This window comes from Embleya sp. NPDC008237 (assembly GCF_042956465.1).
Taxonomy (GTDB): domain Bacteria; phylum Actinomycetota; class Actinomycetes; order Streptomycetales; family Streptomycetaceae; genus Embleya.
The window spans coordinates 19,332-37,275 of record NZ_JBIBGL010000028.1; the positions used below are offsets into that span (position 1 = coordinate 19,332).

A 17,944-nucleotide genomic window follows, 5' to 3' on the forward strand; every position below is an offset into this window, starting at 1 on the left:
GGTCGGGAGGACTACGTGCGGCACGATTCGCAGAAGGCGCAGGACGGGCGCGTCCCAGGACAGGCGCAGCGGGAGGGGCAGTTGCAGGCGCAGACACGGACCCAGGTGTCGGCGTCGCAGGTGCGGGTTCCGGTGCAGGTCGAGGGGCCGGCGCGTGATCGGGGTCGGGAGCAGGATCGTATCCGGCGGGGTAGCTGGGGCGGGTCGGCGACGCGGGCTGCGGAGGGCGGCGCGGCGGCTTGGGTGGTCGGGGGCGACGGGGCCGACGGGGGTGCGGTTGGCGGGCCGGCTGGGTCGGATGGCGTGGCTCGGCTGGGTGGGCGGCCGGTCGAGTCGGGCGGCCCGGTCGGGTCGGCTGGTCCGGATGCGGGCGGCGGGGCGGATGCCGGGTACGGGCCGGGCGCAGGTGGCGGGGTGGATGTCGGTTCAGGGGCGGAGTCGGTCGGCGAAGGGGCGGTGACGCACGTGGTGGAGGCGGCTCGGGACGGTCGGGAATCGGACAACTCGAGTTCGGGGCGCCGAAGGCGAGTCGACCGTGGGCGTGCCGGTGCCGGTGCCGGTGGCGAGGGCGACGAGGGCGGGCACGGCGACTCGGAACATCCGGGCAAAGGTGCTGCGGCAAGAGATGATCTCAGTGAGGGCGGTGTCGCCGGCCACGATCGGGCGAGCGACGACCGGTCCGGTGGCGGCCCGGGGTGCGCCTCGGGGCGGGGTGATCGTCCGGGTGGGGAAAGTCGTGCGCAAAGCCCGCTCGGGCACGATGATTTGGCCGGCGATCGGGTGCCGGCTTCGGGTGATGCCGATCGAGGTGATCGGCAGCGCGATCGTCGGGCGCAAGATGTTGCGGGCGTTGCGGGCGTTGCGGGCGATGCGGGCATCGGCACGGGCGATGGTGCCGACCCGGCAACGGTCGATGGGCGGCGAAGTGGTCTGGGGCCGCCGGATGGCCCGACGGAAGATGATTCGGTCGGCGGCGGTGAGGGCCCCGAACTCGTGGGGGATGGTGGCCCAACGGGCGGGGATGGCGACCGGAATGACCAGGTCCGAGGTCAGCGGGCGGAGGATGGTCGAGGCCGAGACGGTCGGGGCCGCGAGGGGCTGGAGCGAGACCTTTTGGGCAAGGCGTACCTGGAGCGAGGCCGTCTGGGCCGAGATCGTCTTGACGAACGGCTTCCTGATGCACGGAGCTCTGACGAAGCGCGCCTTGATGAAGCACGCCCTGACGAACGGCGCCCTGTTGAAGATCGGCTTGGGCAAGGCCGTTGGGGGCGGGACGAGTTGGGCCGGGCTCAGAGTCGAGAGCACGCGGGTGATGACCTTGGGCGCGAACGCGCCGGGCGGACCGGGCGAACTGGGCGCCCAGGGCGAGATGATTCGGTGCGAGACGGCTTGTCGGCAGACGGTCCGATCCGGGAGCGTCGCCCGACTCGAGGTCGTTCGGCCCGCGATGCCTTGGCCCGCGACGCGTTGGCTCGCGATGTTCCCGCTCGGGATGGCGTGAATCGGGACGGCGTTGGCCGGGGCGGCTCGGGAAGCGGCGATCGTGGCGACGTCGTCGATCGGCTTGTGGATGACGGACTTCCGCCGGCCGGTGCGATCGACCCGCCGCCGCCCGCGGCGGCGTTGCTGGATCGCATTCACGGGGGCTGGATAGGTCGTTGCCTGGGCGCCTACGAGGCGGCCCGCATTCCGGATGGGTCGGGAGTGCCGGATGCCGCCCGGGTGGAGGACCGCAGCGATGCGATGGATCGCTCGGTACTGAGTTTGCGGGTGTTGGAGCTGTACGGACCGGGCTTCAGCAGCGCGCAGGTGGGGGCCTTGTGGCTGCTGACCCTGCCGTTCCTGCGTCAGCGCACGGCCGAACAGGCCGCATACCAGGCTCTGTTGCGTGGCGCGCTGCCGCCGGCGACGGCATCGCACGCAACTGCCCACGGCGGGACCGACGAGGCGATGGCGCGAGCTGATTTGTACGGCTACGTGGCACCGGGTGATCCCAGGCGCGCGGCTCGGTTGGCGCGCAAGGACGCGGTTGTGTCGCACATGGGGGAGGGGCTGTACGCGGCGATGTGGAGCGCGGCGCTTGCGGCGGCGGCGTTCACGGCACGGGATGCGGCGCAGGCGGTCGGCGTCTCGTTACGGCATGTGCCGGTCGACTCGCGGTTGTCGCGGGCGATTCAGGGGGTACTGGTCGCCCATACCCGTGGTCGGACCTGGGAGCAGGCGGCTGCCGAAGTGCATCAGCGGTACGGGACCGGCTCCCGGCGGGACGCGCTGGGCAACGCCTGCCTGGTCGCGGCGGGGCTGTTGTGGGGCGACGGCGACCCGTGTCGGCAGATCGGCCTGGCCGTGCGCGGAGGGTGGGACATCCACACGACGGCGCCGGTGGCGGGCTCGATCGCCGGCATCCTGCACGGCGCGGAGGCGGGTTGGCCGTCGATGGCGGCGACCCGGGTCAGGACCGGACTACCAGGTCAAGACTGGTGTGCGCTGGCGGAGTTGGCGCGGCGTACGCTCGCGGTGACCCGGGTGGAATCGCCGTTGCGGTGAGAGCGGGACGGGGCGAGGTGGGTCGGTGGGCCGGCCCGCGGGGGCGCTCGTGCCTTCGTCGAACGCGGGTGGGTCAGCGTGAGCATCCGCCCGCCCGCATCCAACTCGCCACGTCCCGCCCGCCCAACCGGTCCACCCCGCCCGCCCAGGCCAGGCCGCTCGGCCCGCGCAGCCGCCCCACTGGGCCCGTCCCGCCCGCCCAACCGGTCCACCCCGCCCGCCCAGGCCAGGCCGCTCGGCCCGCGCAGCCGCCCCACTGGGCCCGTCCCGCCCGCCCAACCGGCCCCCGCCCGCCCAGGCCAGGCCGCCCGGCCCGCGCAGCCGCCCCACTGGGCCCGTCCCGCCCGCCCAACCGGCCCCCGCCCGCCCAGGCCAGGCTGCCCGGCCCGCGCAGCCGCCCCACTGGGCCCGTCCCGCCCGCCCAACCGGCCCCCGCCCGCCCAGGCCAGGCTGCCCGGCCCGCGCAAACCGCCCCACTGGGCCCGTCCCGCCCACCCAACCGGCCCCCGCCCGCCCGACGGGCCCGGCCAACCCGCCCGGTCCGCTCGTCGGCTGCATCTGGGCCTTCCCTCGTCGCACGTCTGTTCCCGCTGGGCTGAGTTGGATCGAGCGTGGATTGGCCTGCCGTGGGAGGCGGTTCAGGTGAGTGGGTGGGCGCTTGCATGGCGGGGTGGGGTGGCGGGGTGGGGTGGCTGGGCCCGAAGGTGGCCGCGTTTTTTGGGCGTCTAACGGGTGGGTGGCGAGGAGCGGGGCGCCTGCGGCGTTTGTTGATTGGGCGGCTGGTGGGTTGTGGTCGGTGGCGGTGGTGCGAACTGGTCGTGGGGGACGTGAGTTTGGTCGGATGGGCGGGTGCGGGTCGGATGGGCGGGGTGCGGGTGGGTGGTGGGCTTGTGGGGAGCGGCGTGGGGTGGACGGGTGGGTCAGATCGTCCAGGGCGGGAGGATGCGTTCGGCTTCCTTGGGGGCCATGTCGCAGGTGTCGGGCGGGGTTATGGCGTTGGGGTTGTATGCGCGGGCTCCGGCGGGGGCGGTGACGATGGCGGTGAAGCCTGTTTCGGCGTGCGCGTGGACTTGGCGGGGGAGGTCGGCGGGGAAGATGACGGTGTCGCCGGTGGTTGCGGTGAGCTTTTCGCCGTTGAGGTCGGCGGTGAGGCTGCCGGTGAGGATGGTCCAGATTTGTTCGGCTTCGAAGGCGTGGTACGGGGTGGAGTGTGCCGGGGTCATGTCCACTCGCCACAGGGCTGCGCTGGTGCCGCCCTGGGTGGGGGATGCGTAGGTGGTCATGACGCCGTTGGGGGTCGTGGTGATGCGGGTGTCGGCGCTGCGGATGACAGGCATGTGGTGATCTCCTAGACTTGCCAAAAACTCGACAACATCATTGTCTAAATAGTGAATCAGGTTGTCTATCCATGTCAAGAAATTCGTCTGCGGTCGGACCGAACGACGACGGGCCCGGCCAGGACCCGCCGGGCTTCGAGCTGCCGTTGCGGCTGCTGATGGCCTTTCGGGTACTCATCGACGAGGTTCATGCGGAGCTCGCTCGGCAGGGCCATCCCGACCTGCGCCCCATGCACGGCTTCGTGTTTCAGGCCATTGGTCCGTACGGCACCACCGCGGTGGAGCTCGGTCGCCTGTTGGGCGTCTCGAAGCAGGCGGCGGGCAAGACGATCGACGGCTTGGAGCGGCTGGGCTACGTCGAACGTGGTGCGGATCCGAACGACGCGCGACGCAAGGTGGTTCGGCTTACCGCGCGCGGGGTGGACTCGCTGGCGAGGTCGGCTGCGATCTTCGAGGACGTGCGGGCCAAGTGGGCGCAGACGTTGGGCGTGGAACGGCTGCGTGCGCTGGAGGAGGACCTTCGGACGATGACGCCGGGGGATTCGTTCCACTTCGATATGCCGGCTTGGTTCGGCGGTGGGTGATCGAGGGTCGGGTAGCGCTCGGGCGGCGGTGGGCAGTTGCTGGGCCGAGCAGACCGAGCCGACCGAGCCAGGCCGGGCCGGGCCGCGTCTGCGAATTGCGTGGGGCTGCGCCGGGCGGAGACTGGGCGAACTCAGGTGCGGTTAGGCCGCGTTGTGCGGGCCGGGATGGACCGGGCCGGGTCGAGTTCGGATTGCGTCGGACTAGCGGTTGCGGCGCGGTGGCGGGCGTTGGGGCGTGGTGGGCGGCGCCGTGAGCCGGGCGTTGGGCTGGGGGTGGACAACCGTCAGGGACGACCCCCGCTTCGGGTTGGTGGGACGGTTGGTATGGCTCGGCTGAGTGGTGGGTTCGGGACGGGGACGGGTGGGCGGCGGGTATGCGGTTGAGGTTGCGTCGGTTTCGGCCGCGGGGCGGGGTGGTCGAGTATCGCGTGGTGCAACCGTGGTTGCCGTTGCGGCATACCGCGATGTCCGACCCGCTGGGGGAGTACGGCGTCGTGGTCGGGGACCACGACGGGCTTTCCAGGCTGGCCGCGTTGTTCTCGTTTGCGGCTTACTCACGGCATACCGTCGTGCATGTTCCGCTTCGGGACGGTGTGCCCCTGGCCGAAGAGGGGTTCGTCGATTCCTGCGGTGGTCGGGTCGACCTGGTGCTGATGCATCATTCGCTCGGGCTGCGGCCGACCGCCTGGCCGCGGATCAGGCGGCAGTTGACCGCCGGTACACCGCTCACCGTGGAGACTCACGAGGCCCGTACCGAGCGAGATGCCGCCGCTTGGCTCAGGCAGAGCGGGCACCACGATTCGCGGGAATGGTTGCGGCCGCTGACGTATGCGCGAACCGCGTTCCTGATCGGCAGTCGGGACGTCTTTGCGGCCGCGTCGGTCGAGTTCGCGGGTGCCGCCGGCCGCGGACTGCGCGAATACGACGTGTCCAAGGGGTACTTGCGGCTGGTCGGCACGCTGACCCATGAGTTGCCTCCCGACGACTCGTTGCGGCGGCCCGAGTTGGACATCACGTTCCAGGCTCGCCGGCCGCATCACCGCTTCAAGCGGCCCGGGCAGAAGCGGTTTCAGGCGGGCTGCTGACGGTCGTTCCCTCCTGTTCGCTCCTGTTCCATCCCGGTTCCCCGTTGCTCTGTCCTGTCCCGTTTCGCTGCGGCGTCGGGGCCGAGGCGCGATCCGGCCCGCGGCATGCCGAGTCGTGGGGTGTGGGGCAGCGAGGCGTGGCCGACCCGGGCGAATCGGCGACTACCTATCCATGACTGATTCCGCTTCTCCGCGTCTCGCATAGGTTTTCGAGTGAGGAGAGTGGGCGTCTCGATCCTGCGGTCAAGGCAGTCGAGGCGCTCCAGTCCTCGTCCCACCTCGGTGGCCCCCGGCGACCGGCGCTCACGGGGGTGCCGGTCGCCGAAGGGGAGCGCTCACGTGGTGCGGGCGAGCGTGACGAAGGCACGTTGGGGGCCGGGGTGGATACGCCTGGCTCGACCACCAATCCCACACCCAGGGAGCGCCGCACGCGGCGCGGCCGTCCAAGCTTGGGCGTGCCGGTCCCGGCCCCGGCCCTGGTCCCGGCCCCCAAGCCCGGCAAGCCCGGCAAGCCCGAGCTTGCCGGCCCCGGCCCCCGGCCCGGCCTTCCCAAGAAGCCTCCAGGTCGCCCCACGCGGGCAGTGGCTTCTCCACGCCGAGCACGGTGATCAGCGTCTCGGTCAGGGTCAGGCACATCCGCCCGTTGCCCTCGGACTCGACCACGCACACTGTGCCGGTGTCGGCGATGCCCCCGGCTCTGGCCTACAGGCCCGCGCCCCCAGTCCCGACCCACCAACGGCACGCCCCAGCCCCGACCCGCCAACGGCACACCCCAGTCCGACCCGCCAACGGCACGCCCCAGCCCCAACCCACCAACACCACACCCTCAGCAGCCCCGACTTACGCACGCCACACCCCGGGCCCCGACCTACCAACCCCGCCCCGTCGCCGAGCCCCCTACTCCCGAGCGTTACTCCCGTGGGATCAATCCTCGCCCTCGGACGTCACGCGGAGTAACCCGGACATCGGTCGTCGGCCGGACGATTGACGGGTGTTCAGCCGAGAGCCTTGGGGCATGGAGACACTCTCGAAGGAAACGGACGAGACGGAAGAAGCCGCGTCACGACCGCGGCGGGGGCGGTTGTGGGCGGTGCCGTGGGCCGTTGTCGTCGGTTGGATACTTGTCGTCCTGGTGGCCGGGATGTTCGCCTCCAAGCTCGGTGACGTGCAGCGCAACGAAGCCGTCGACTACCTGCCGGCCAACGCCGAGTCGACCCAAGTTGCCAAGGTTCAGGCCCGGTTGCCCGGTGGCGACGCGATGGATGTCCAGCTCGTGTACCACCGGGACGGCGGATTGACCGCTGCCGACCGGGAACTGGCGGCCGGGCAGGTGGCGGAGGTGGCCGGTCGGCATCTGCTTGTGGCCGGGCCGTGGCCGGTGGCGGAGGAATCGGTCGATCACGCGACGTTGCGTTATGCGTTGTCCATCGATCGGCGCGGCGCCGAGCCGGACGAGATCGTGCCCGACATCCGCAAGGTGCTCGATCGCCATCCGGAGGGACTCACCGTTCGGTTGGGTGGGCCCGGTGGCATCACGGCGGACATGCAGGAGGTGTTCGGGTCGATCGATGGCACGCTGATGCTGGCCAGTGTGCTCGTGGTTGCGGTGTTGTTGATGTTGACCTACCGGAGTCCGTACCTGTGGGTTGTGCCGCTTGCGTGTGCCGGTGTCGCGGTGGCGGTTGCGTCGGCGGCGGTGTACGGGCTGGTGAAGGCGTTCGGGATCACCGTCACCGGACAGAGTTCGGGTGTGCTGACGGTGCTGGTGTTCGGCGCGGGGACCGACTACGCGCTGCTGCTGGTGGCCCGGTACCGGGAGGAACTACGGGTACACATCCGGCCGTTCGATGCGATGATCGCCGCGCTGCGCGGGTGTGGGCCGGCCGTTGTGGCCTCGTGTGGAACCGTCGTGGTCGGGCTGCTGTGCCTGACCGCCGCCGATCTGAACAGCAGTCGCGGGATGGGACCGGTCGGTGCGGTCGGCGTGGTGTGTGCGCTCGCGGTGATGACGACGTTGTTGCCGGCCGTACTGGTGTTGCTCGGGCGGCGGGTGTTCTGGCCCTTCGTGCCCGCCTTCGGCAGCGAGCCCAAGCGGGGTCGCGGGGCGTACGCGCGGATCGGGGCCCGGGTGTCCCGGCGGCCGATTGCGGTGCTCGTGGCGGGAGTCGTGCTGCTCGGGGCGGGTGCGTTGACCGCGTTTGCGCTGCCGGGTCCGCTGCGGCAGAGCGATGGTTTCACTGCCAAGCCCGAGTCGATCGCCGCGCAGGAGATGCTGAGCGCGGCCTTCCCGGAGCAGTCGGGTGCGCCCATCTCGGTGCTCGCGCGCACCGGGCGGGCCCCGGCCGTGCTCGCGGCGGTATCCGCGACGGAGGGCGTCGATCACGCCCGCCAGGCACGAACCGCGGGCGGGTGGACGGAAATTCTGGCCTTCGCGAAGGATCGGCCGGAGTCGAACGGGGAACATGCCACCATCGAGCGGTTGCGGGCGGTGCCCGACGCGCGGGTCGGCGGTCCCACCGCACAACAGATGGACACCTCGCACACCACGGCCCGCGATCGTCGGGTGGTCGTTCCGCTCGTACTTCTTGCCGTACTGCTCGTGCTGATCGTGTTGTTGCGCAGTCTGGTCGCGCCGCTGATCCTGGTCGTCGCCGTCGGATTGGTGTGGGCCGCCTCGCTCGGGATCGGAGGGCTGATCTTCGAGCACGGCTTCGGATACGCGGGTGTGGATGCCCAAACGCCGTTGCTGACCTTCGTGTTCCTGGTGGCGCTCGGGGTGGACTACGGCATCTTCCTGATGCACCGGGTGCGGGAGATGGCGCTGCGTGGGGCATCGGTCAGGAACGCCGCGCCGGCAGCTCTGGAGACCACCGGCGGGGTGATCGCGTCCGCCGGGTTCGTGCTCGCCGCCACCTTCTCGGTGCTGATGCTGCTGCCGCTGGTCTCGCTGGTGGAACTCGGACTCGTGGTCGCCGTGGGCGTGTTGATCGACACGTTCCTGGTCCGGACGTTCCTGGTCACCGCCGCGAGCGTGGCCCTGGACCGGCGGATCTGGTGGCCGGGCCCGTTGTCGCGGCGGTCCGCGCGGGGCACGGCGGGGACCCGCCCGGTGGAACCGCCCGCGTCGTCCCGGAAGATGGCGGTGTGACGAAGCGATCGACATGGGGTGGGGCGTCCCTCGCGGACGCCCGGCTCGCTCTCGTCCTGGCGGCGGGCGCGATCGGGTCCGCGTGGATGTGGCCGGGGCAGCGGGCGTTGGATGCGATCGGCGCCACGCTCTTGCTGGCTGCGGCGATTCCGTTGGCGTGGCGGCGGTCCAGGCCGGGCACGGTGCTGTTGCTGACGTTCATCCTGACGGTGCCGTATCACAACCGGGAGTATCTGCACGAGAGCGCCGCCGTGTTGGCGCTGGTCGCGCTGGGGACCTGCGCGGCGTACATCCGGCGCGAGGAGGCGATCGCGCTCGGATTCGCGGCGTTGGTCGTGGTGATGGTGGCGATGACCGTTGGCGGTGAGGACGCGCCGAACTGGCGGGACCGCTGCGGGATGGCCGGCTGGGTGCTCGCGGCGTTGGTCGCGGGGCAGGCGTGGCGCAGCCATCACGCGTACGTGAGCGCCATCATCGACCGGGCCGAGCGCGCGGAGCGTACCCGGGACGAGGTGGCCAGACGGCGGGTCGCCGAGGAGCGCCTGCGGATCGCGCGCGACCTGCACGACCTGCTCGCGCACAGCATCACGTTGATCGGCGTGCAGGCGGGGGTGGCCGCGCACCTCGCGGCTCAGGAGCCGCCGGCGGAACGTGCGGTCATGGTCGGCGCGTTGGACACGATCGCCGAGACGTGTCGGGACGCCCGGCACGAACTCCGGGCCACATTGTCGGTGTTGCGCGACGCCGAGGAGGCCGCGTCGTACGAGGCGGTGCCGGGTCTGGCCGGGCTCGACGGCCTGGTGCCGCTGGCGAGCGCGGCCCGCTCCGCCGGCATCGAGGTCAGCCTGACCGGCCACGACGGACCGCCGCCCGCGCCCGAGGTGGGCGTGGCGGTGTACCGGATCGTGCAGGAGGCGTTGACGAACGCGGTGAAGCACTCCCGGGCTCGGGCGGTGCGGATCGAACTGTCGGTGGTGGACGCGGAATTGCGGGTGTCCGTGCGCGACGACGGGCGCGGGATCGAGGCCGCGGGCGGAGCCCGGGAGGCGGATGGGGCTGCGGACGAGGCCGGAAAGGATGTCGGGTTCGGCATTGTGGGGATGGCCGAGCGGGCGCGCAGTGTGGGTGGGACGTTGGTTGCCGGGCCCGGGGCGGAGGGCGGCTTCCGGGTCGAGGCGGTGTTGCCGATGGGCGAGCGGGCGGGGACCGGGTGACACTGTGTGTGGGGTGAGGGGCTGTCGGCACACTCGTTGGTCGAGGGGTGGGCGGGCCGGTGCGGTGTGTTGTGCGGTCCATGCGGTCCTTGCGGTCGTCGGTTCGACGGGCTGCGGGCTGCGGGGCTGCGGGCTGCGGGTGGCGGGTCGGTGAAGTGTGCGGCGCGGTTGGTCGACGGGCACGCTGCCCGGTGAAGTGTGCGGTGACGGGGAGAGGTTGCGGATGATGCGGGGCGAGTGGGGGAGCGTGTGACGGCCGGAACGCTGCGGGTGGTGCTCGCCGACGACCAGCACCTGGTGCGGTCGGCGTTCGCGATGTTGGTGGGTTCGGCGCCGGACATGGAGGTGGTCGGTGAGGCCGCCGACGGGCAGACAGCGCTCGAACTCACCCGCGCCACCCGGCCGGACGTCGTGCTGATGGACATTCGCATGCCGATCCTGGACGGCATCGAGGCCACCCGGTTGATTGCGGCCGATCCGGAATTGCCCGGAGTCCGAGTCTTGGTACTGACCACCTATGAGGACGACGAGAACGTGGTGGCCGCGTTGCGCGCGGGTGCCGGCGGGTTCCTGGTCAAGGACACGCGCCCGGCCGAACTCCTGGCCGCGATCCGGACGATCGGGGCGGGTGAGGCGCTGCTTTCACCGGGGCCGACGGCGCGGCTGATCTCGCGCGTACTCCGGATGCCGGCCGGGCGGACGGCGGGTGAGCCGGAATCGGTGCTGGTGGCGGAGCTGTCCGCGCGTGAACGCGAGGTGCTCACGCTGGTCGGGCGGGGATTGACCAATGCGGAGATCGGCACCCTTCTCGGGCTGAGTCCGCTGACTGCGAAGACGCACGTGAGTCGCATCATGAGCAAGCTCGGTGCGCGAGATCGACCGCAACTGGTCGTTATCGCCTACGAGTCGGGGTTGGTTGTGCCAGGGGACGACCTGTCCTCTATGTAGACCCTGCCGAGACCGAGACCGAGACCGAGACCGAGGCCTCGGCCGCTGCGTGGCCATGGCCGTGACCGTAGTTGCGGCCCGCAGCCGTGGTCGCAATCACCCGTCGGTGGTCGGGCACGGACTCGACGGGGACGGGCCGAGCCCGGCGCCGATGACGGTGCGCGCACCGTCCGGAGCCGTGCAGCGGTTCGGTCGCCCGTGCAGCGGTTCGGTTGCGCCGTCTTCACGCTCAGTCCCGGTACACCGCATCCGGGGCGGTCACCGGTCCGGGTTCCGGGATGTAGCGGGCCACATACCTCTCGTACAGCCGCAGCCACGTCCCGTCCCGGCGGATGCGCTCCAGCGAGGCATTGACGAAGCGGACCAAGTCGGGGTTGGTCTTGGCGATTTCCAGGCCGTACGGTTCGCGGGTGAGTTTGGGGCCGACCAGCTGCACGAAGCGGTCCTGGGCCTGGAGGCCGGCCATGATGGTGTCGTCGCCCACCGAGGCGTCCGCCTGGCCCTGTTGGATGCGGACGAGGCAGTCCGCCCAGGTCTCACCGGTGACGGGGACCAGGCTCTTCGTCGCGCGCACCGTCTCCGCGGCGGTGGTGTTGCCGACCGTGCAGACGCGGGTCGCGGCGGGCAGGCCGATGAGGCCCTTGGCGTGGTCGGCGGCTGCGGCGGGGCTGTCGCGGACGACGAGTACGCGCTGTCCGGACTCGTAGTAGACCGAGCTGAAGTCGACCACCGCCCGGCGGCGGCAGTTCACCGTGACCGACTTCGCGACGATGTCCACGTCGCCGTTCGCGACGGCCTGTTCGCGGATGTTGTTGGGCAGGACGCGGAAGTGCAGCCGGCTTGCGTCCGCGCTGCCGAAGAGGTCGGTGGCGATTTCCCGGACGAGGTCGATGTCGAAGCCCTTGAGCCGATTGTGGTCGGCCACGTCGGCGTAGCTGAAGGGGTAGGTGCTCTGGTCGATACCGATGGTCAGGAAGCCCCGTCGCAGGATCTGCGCGAGCGAGCCGTCGCTCGTATAGTCGGCGGCGCGTGGCGGCCCCGACCCGGGACGCAGGCTGGCGAGCGGGTCGCTGCACGAGGTCGGTGGGTCGCTCGCCGCCCCCGGGTCGCTGCGGCCGTCCGGAGCGGTGGTGGTCGACGCGGTGTCGGTGGGCGCAGTGCCGGTGGGCGCGGCTGCGGGGCGCGGCGTGGAGGTCGCGGAGGTACAGGACGCCAGGACCAGCAGCACAGCCACCAACGACAGAACCGGCCCGACCGCGGCCCGGCGCAGCGGCGGCCGGACTGGAGCGGATCGGTTGGAGGCACGTCGGCCGGGAACGAGCGTGCCGCGAGCGAGCCGACCGCCCGGGATGCGAGGGGCCGGGACGCGACCGGGCCGGAGTCGACGGGGCAGGAGCCGGCCTGGCAGGAGCCAGGCGATCAGGAATCGGCCGGGAACGATCCGGGCGGCTCCGGGACGACCGGAGGTGCGCCGGCTCGGCGTGCGCCGGACGGGAGTGGATCGGGCGGATGCGTACCGGGACGGATCGGCGGACGGATCGCTGACCGGATCGCTGACCGGATCGCGGACCTGTTCGGGGGCCGGGGCGCGAGGCGGACGGCGGGCCGGGTGGTTCGGTCGGACTGCATGCACGGGCATGACGCGTCACCTCCGGAGGCGGCGCGAAACACCGCTCGGCTCGGCCGGTTCGGACCTGCTCGGGACGCTACCCGGTCGAACTGGGCCACCACCGGGGGTAGTCCCCCAATTTCGGCGCGGACTCCGAGGCGGCGAGCGGGGCTTCGCTCCGGTCTTGTGGAGGCTTCGTTCCGGCTCTGCGGAGGCTTGGGCTCGGTTGGCGTTTCGGCCCGGCTGCGGCGGGGCGCTGGTGTGCTCGTGCGGGGAGCGCAATTGCCCGCGCGCGCCGCGCGCCGCGCGCCGCGCGTGGGCTCAGGGCTTAAGGCCGGGGCGGGGAGTATTCCTCACCGGCGGCACCGAAGTGCGCCATTGCGCGCTGTGGCTCCCGGTGCGCACGGTGGGCGCGCCGGGAGCCGATCGGACGGTCGGGCAGCCGCGCGACCAGGCAGCCCCGCAACCTCGCAGGCACATGAACACGGGAACACGTGGCCGCAGAGTCACGAGGGCATCAGGGACGCGAGGCCATCGGGTCGCGCCATCCGGAAAGCACCCGATCACCCCGTCACCGAACCCCCACCACGGATCACGCCACCGCCGATCACCCGATCGTGTTCTCCCGCGCGCCGAGGTCCCCGGTGAGGCAGCGTTGCAGTTGGGGACCGAGCCAGGCGACCAGCTCCGGGTGGGTCATGGCCACGATCGGTGGGAGGCGGAGGACGTATCGGCACAGGGCCAGGCCGAGCACTTGGGTGGCGGCCAGGCCGGCTCGGCGGGGGGCTTCGGTCGGGGTCGGGCAGACGCGGGCCACCAGTGGGGCGAGTTGTTCCGCGAAGACCGCGCGCATCCGTTCGGCGGCCTCCTCGTTGGTGACGCCGGTGCGCAGCAGGATCATCATCGCTTCGTCGTCCTCCCAGCGGTCCAGGAAGTGGGCCGAGAGCACTGCTCCGAGTTGCGAGCGGGGGACCGAATCGAGAGCGGGGAGCCGCAGGTCGACATCGGCGGCAGCGGCGAAGAGCTTCTCCTTGTTGCCGAAGTAGCGCATGACCATCGCCGGATCGATCGCGGCGTCCGAGGCGATCGCCCGAATCGTCGCGCGTTCGTAGCCGTCGGCACCGAATCGTTCCCGCGCGGCGGCCAGGATCACGGCTTTGGTCTCGGTCGACGACCTTCGCGAAGTGCTCATGTCAACGATTGTAGGCCAACGTCTGTTGACTTAATCGGCCGAGTGGGTCATGGTTAAGTCAACAAGCGTTGGCCAACAGATGTTGACTACCGTGGCTCGACCCCCGCCCCACTCGACGTCGCCACACCCAGCCGCACCCAAGGAGCTCGCCATGACCCCGCAACTCCCCGCCGCCACCGACGTTCTGATCGTCGGTGCCGGCCCCGCCGGGCTCACCCTCGCGCTCGCCCTCACCGCCCAGGGCCGCGACGTCACCGTCGTCGACGCACACGCGGTCGCCGACCACACCTCGCGGGCCGCCGTCGTACACGCCCGCACCCTGGAGGTGCTCGCGCCGCTCGGTGTGGCCGCGCCGCTCGTCGAACAGGGCGTGCAATCGCCGACGTTCACCATCCGCGACCGGGACCGGGTGGTCGTCCGGATCGACTTCGACGGCCTGCCCACCGCATACCCGTACTCGCTGATGGTCTCCCAGGCCACCACCGAGGCGGCCCTTCTCGCCCGGCTCACCGAACTCGGCGGCACCGTGCTGCGCCCGTACACCGTCACCAGCCTCGACCAGGACGCCGACGGCGTGACCGCGACCTTCGAACACGGCGAACGCATCCGCGCCGCCTGGGTGGTGGGCGCCGACGGCATGCACAGCACCGTTCGCGAGCAGGCCGGCATCGGCTTCCAGGGCGGCACCTACGGTGAGTCGTTCGTACTCGCCGACGTGCGGCTCGACGGCGCCGTCTCGGCCGACGAGGTGATCCTGTACTTCGCGCCCGCCGGTCTCGCCGTCGTCGCCCCGCTGCCGGGTGGGCGGCACCGGATCGTCGCGCCGGTGGCCGAGGCGCCACCCGAGCCGTCACTCGCGTTCGTCCAGGAACTCGTGGACGAACGCGGCCCGTCGGCGGGCCGCATCGTGGTCGAGGAGGTCGTCTGGGGCTCGCGTTTCCGGGTCCACCACCGGCTCGCCGACACCTATCGCGCCGGGCGCATCCTGCTGGCCGGCGACGCCGCGCACGTGCACAGCCCGGCCGGCGGCCAGGGCATGAACGCGGGCATCCTCGATGCCGTGACGCTGGCCGAGGCCCTCGGTACGGTTCTGGACGGCGGCCCCACCTCGGCACTCGACGCGTACGGCGCCGCCCGCCGCCCGATCGCCGAGCAAATCGTGAAGCTCGCCGACCGGATGACCCGCATCGCCACCATCACCCCGGCACTGCGCCCGCTGCGCAACACGATCCTGCGCACGATCACCCGACTCCCCGCCGTACGCCGCAACCTCGCCCTCCGCCTCTCGGGCCTCCTCTACCGCTGACCCTCGGACGCCGGCCTTCGGACCTTGGACCCTCGGACTCCGGCCTCCGGACCTTGGACCCTTGGTTTACGGCCCTCGGACCTTGGACCCTCGGTCCCCAACCCCTCGGTCCCCAACCCCTCGGTCCCCAACCCCTCGGTCCCCAACCCCTCGGTCCCCAACCCCTCGGTCCCCAACCCCTCGGTCCCCGGTCCCCGGTCCCCGGCCCCCCGGCCCCCCGGCCCCCGGTCGTCCGGCCATCGGGTCCGCCCGACCCACGCGACGAGCCCGACGCACGCGACCGCCCGGGCCCGGCTGCCCGACCCACACGGCCCGGCCGCCCGGCCCGGCCGCCCGGTCCGCCCGTCAGGCCGCCCAGCCGGTCCGCCGGTGCGGCCCACGCGACGTGCCCGGCCCACGCAACCCGCCGAGCCGCCCGGTCTGCCGGTCCGACTCACGCGATCCGCGTGACTGTCGCAACCCGCCCGGCGGAAGAGATCGCCGCCCGGCCGGGTTCGACCTTTGCGAGCTGCCCGCCTCCCGCGACCCGTCCTCGGCGTGCATGCCTGCTGGTCCGATCCACGGGACCCTCCCGACCCAAGCAACCTGCCCGGCCGCCCCGTCCGCCCGTCAGCGGCACCCGGCTCTGCGCCCCGCCTCGCCCCGCGCCCTGCGCCCGCCCGGCCCCACACCGACCCAGGGCCTGCATCCACCCGGCTCCCGGCTCCCGGCCCCTGCACCCGGTTCCGACCCGGCGCCCTATACCCGCCCTACACCCGCCCCGCGCCCTGCACCGATCCGACGCCCCGCCCCCACCCGGCGCTCGGCACCGAGTCCACCTCCCACACCGACTCGCCATCACGCGCCGACTCGCCACTACGTACCGGCCCGCCATCACGCACCGACGCAACACCCCGTGCCCCTTCCGCACCCCGTGCGCACTCCGCTCCTGCCCCGCGCCCCGCCGCGTGCTCCACGGCTGTCGACAGGTCGTCCCACAGGTCGTCCTCGTGTTCCAGTCCCACCGAAAGGCGTAGCAACTTCGGGCCGATGGCGCCCTCGTCGCGTGCCGCGTCGTCGATCACACGGTGGGTCAGCGAGGCCGGATGCTGGATCAGCGTGTCGGTGCCGCCGAGGCTGACCGCAGGGGTGATCAGGCGGAGGGCGCCGACCAGCGTCATCGGGTCGCCCGTCGGCTCGAAGGCCACCAGGGCGCCGCCGATGCTCGGGTAGTGCACTCGCTCGACCGCCGGATGGTCGGCCAGCCGCCGGGCGAGCGTGGCCGCCGACGCGGATGCCTTCGCGACTCGGATCGGCAGCGTCGCGAGGCCGCGCAGCAGCAGGTAGCCCGCGAGCGGATGCAGCAACGCCCCCGTGGCGAAGCGGATTTGCCGCAGCACCTGGGCCGTCTCCCGGTCGCAGGCCACCACGCCGCCCATCACGTCGCCGTGTCCGCCGAGGAACTTGGTCGCGCTGTGCAGGACCATCCGGGCGCCGGACTTGGCCGGCTGCTGCAACACCGGTGTCGCGAACGTGTTGTCCACCAGCAGCGGTACGTCCCCGGCCCGGGCGGCAAGTTCGGCCAGATCCAGTTCGGCCAACGTCGGATTGGCCGGGGTCTCGACCATGACCAGCCCCGTGTCCGGCCGCAACGCCCCGGCCACCCCCTCGGGGTCGACCCAGGTGACCTCGGTGCCGAGCAGCCCGCTCGTGAGCAGGTGGTCCGTGGTGCCGTACAGCGGCCGTACCGCCACCACGTGCCGCCGGCCACGTGCGGCGGCGGCGAGCAGGCACGCGGTGACCGCCGCCATGCCACTGGCGAACGCGACCGCGTCGGCGCACCCCTCCAACTCCGCGAGCGCGGTCTCGAAGCGGCGTACCGTCGGATTGGTCAATCGGCCGTAGATCGGTGAGCCGTCCGGGAGTTCCCCCTCCGCGTACGCGTCGAGTGCGAGCGCCGCGGCCGGCAGGTCCGGCAGCGGATACGTGGTGGACAGATCGATCGGCACGGCGTGCGTACCCAGGGCGGCGAGGTCGTCTCGACCGGCATGCACCGCCCGCGTCTCGAACAGGTGCCGCCCGCCACCCGAGCGCGCGGAACCACCCACGCCCCCCGACCCGCCCGAACCGCTCACGCCGTCCCCGGCAGAACCACCCACAGCACTCACACCACCCACAGCACCCGAACCACCCACGCCACCCGAACCACCCGCACTGCCCACGCCGTCCAAGGCAGTCGACCCGGCACGCCCGTCAAGATCCACTCGGAGGTCATCCATACCCGCCATGCTCCGACGATCCCCGGAGAATGCGCTCACCGGCCGAACTATCATCGCCGAATGAGCCAATCCATCGCCCTCGATCCGATCGATCTCGGGATTCTCCGGGCGCTTCAGAACGATGCCCGGATCAGCAACAAGGCGCTCGCCGCCGAGGTCGGGATCGCGCCCTCGACGTGCCTGGATCGGGTCGCCCGGTTGCGCTCGGCCGGGGTGGTGAAGGGTGCGACGGTGGAGGTCGACGCGGCGGCGCTGGGCCGGCCGCTACAGGCCATGCTCGCGGTTCGGGTGCGACCGCACCACCGCGTCGTGCTCAATCCGTTCGTCGGGCACGTGCTCAAGTTGCCGGAGACCCGGGCGCTCTACCACCTGGCCGGACCCGACGACTTCCTCGTGCATGTCGCGGTCGCCGACGCGACCGGCTTGCAGCGGCTGGTGGTGGACGGCTTCACGGCGCGTACGGAGGTGACCCAGGTGCACACCATGCTGATATTCCAGCAATGGCAGGGCGGACCCCTACTCCCACCCGAGCCCCAAGGCCCGGCCCGGCGCCTGACGGCGGGTTAGCCCAGCCGGGAAACATCCACGCCGCCGCGCCTCACCCCATCCCGTCCCACCCGCCCCACCCCGCAACGCCACGCTCCATCCCACAACGCAACGCCCAGCACCGCAAAAAGCGCCCTGCAACCCAAAGCCCCGCAACACTCACTCACTCA

13 protein-coding genes and 1 pseudogene are annotated in these 17,944 nt (G+C 71.8%); 8 read left to right on the forward strand and 6 right to left on the reverse strand.

Going from position 1 to position 17,944, the window contains the following annotated elements:
- Positions 1–426: 426 nt before the first annotated feature.
- Complete coding sequence (locus tag ACFZBU_RS43830) at positions 427–1,305, reverse strand: hypothetical protein (protein WP_391589399.1); 879 nt, start codon at positions 1,303–1,305, stop codon at positions 427–429.
- Positions 1,306–1,566: 261 nt separating this feature from the next.
- Here ACFZBU_RS43830 and ACFZBU_RS43835 point away from each other — a divergent pair, with 261 nt between their 5' ends.
- The gene (locus ACFZBU_RS43835) at positions 1,567–2,547 is read left to right on the forward strand and encodes an ADP-ribosylglycohydrolase family protein (RefSeq protein ID WP_391589400.1); all 981 of its coding nucleotides are present in this window, start codon (positions 1,567–1,569) and stop codon (positions 2,545–2,547) included.
- A gap of 920 nt (positions 2,548–3,467) precedes the next feature.
- Here ACFZBU_RS43835 and ACFZBU_RS43840 read toward each other — a convergent pair.
- Complete coding sequence (locus ACFZBU_RS43840; RefSeq protein ID WP_391589401.1) at positions 3,468–3,884, reverse strand: cupin domain-containing protein; 417 nt, start codon at positions 3,882–3,884, stop codon at positions 3,468–3,470.
- Positions 3,885–3,955: 71 nt separating this feature from the next.
- Between ACFZBU_RS43840 and ACFZBU_RS43845 the strand changes: the two genes are divergently transcribed.
- The gene (locus tag ACFZBU_RS43845) at positions 3,956–4,468 is read left to right on the forward strand and encodes a MarR family winged helix-turn-helix transcriptional regulator (protein WP_391589402.1); all 513 of its coding nucleotides are present in this window, start codon (positions 3,956–3,958) and stop codon (positions 4,466–4,468) included.
- Between the two features lie 374 nt (positions 4,469–4,842).
- Entirely contained in the window at positions 4,843–5,553 is a 711-nt protein-coding gene (locus ACFZBU_RS43850; RefSeq protein WP_391589403.1) for a hypothetical protein, read from the forward strand.
- Between the two features lie 303 nt (positions 5,554–5,856).
- Here ACFZBU_RS43850 and ACFZBU_RS43855 read toward each other — a convergent pair.
- Positions 5,857–6,243 (reverse strand): annotated as a pseudogene (locus tag ACFZBU_RS43855) (LUD domain-containing protein); the annotation flags it as partial.
- A 325-nt stretch (positions 6,244–6,568) separates the two neighbouring features.
- Here ACFZBU_RS43855 and ACFZBU_RS43860 point away from each other — a divergent pair.
- The 3 genes from ACFZBU_RS43860 (at position 6,569) to ACFZBU_RS43870 (ending at position 10,863) form a co-directional block, all read left to right on the forward strand.
- Entirely contained in the window at positions 6,569–8,701 is a 2,133-nt protein-coding gene (locus ACFZBU_RS43860) for an MMPL family transporter (RefSeq protein WP_391589404.1), read from the forward strand.
- Positions 8,698–9,915 (forward strand): sensor histidine kinase, encoded by a 1,218-nt coding sequence (locus tag ACFZBU_RS43865; protein WP_391589405.1) that lies wholly within the window; start codon positions 8,698–8,700, stop codon positions 9,913–9,915. The genes ACFZBU_RS43860 and ACFZBU_RS43865 overlap by 4 nt, the downstream gene beginning before the upstream one ends.
- 249 nt (positions 9,916–10,164) lie before the next feature.
- On the forward strand, positions 10,165–10,863 hold the full coding sequence (locus ACFZBU_RS43870) for a response regulator (protein ID WP_391589406.1): 699 nt from the start codon (positions 10,165–10,167) through the stop codon (positions 10,861–10,863).
- A gap of 229 nt (positions 10,864–11,092) precedes the next feature.
- On the opposite strand, the gene ACFZBU_RS43875 is transcribed toward ACFZBU_RS43870, so the two are convergent.
- On the reverse strand, positions 11,093–12,097 hold the full coding sequence (locus ACFZBU_RS43875) for a transporter substrate-binding domain-containing protein (protein ID WP_391589407.1): 1,005 nt from the start codon (positions 12,095–12,097) through the stop codon (positions 11,093–11,095).
- A gap of 982 nt (positions 12,098–13,079) precedes the next feature.
- On the reverse strand, positions 13,080–13,664 hold the full coding sequence (locus ACFZBU_RS43880; protein ID WP_391589408.1) for a TetR family transcriptional regulator: 585 nt from the start codon (positions 13,662–13,664) through the stop codon (positions 13,080–13,082).
- Positions 13,665–13,815: 151 nt separating this feature from the next.
- On the opposite strand from ACFZBU_RS43880, the gene ACFZBU_RS43885 reads away from it, so the two are divergent.
- Positions 13,816–14,970: an FAD-dependent oxidoreductase gene (locus tag ACFZBU_RS43885; RefSeq protein WP_391589409.1), complete on the forward strand. Its 1,155-nt coding sequence runs from the start codon at positions 13,816–13,818 to the stop codon at positions 14,968–14,970.
- Positions 14,971–15,719: 749 nt separating this feature from the next.
- On the opposite strand, the gene ACFZBU_RS43890 is transcribed toward ACFZBU_RS43885, so the two are convergent.
- Positions 15,720–17,057, reverse strand: coding sequence for a trans-sulfuration enzyme family protein (locus tag ACFZBU_RS43890; protein ID WP_391589410.1), 1,338 nt, complete (start codon positions 17,055–17,057; stop codon positions 15,720–15,722).
- A gap of 231 nt (positions 17,058–17,288) precedes the next feature.
- On the opposite strand from ACFZBU_RS43890, the gene ACFZBU_RS43895 reads away from it, so the two are divergent.
- Positions 17,289–17,795: an Lrp/AsnC family transcriptional regulator gene (locus tag ACFZBU_RS43895; protein ID WP_020551189.1), complete on the forward strand. Its 507-nt coding sequence runs from the start codon at positions 17,289–17,291 to the stop codon at positions 17,793–17,795.
- Positions 17,796–17,944 lie beyond the last annotated feature (149 nt).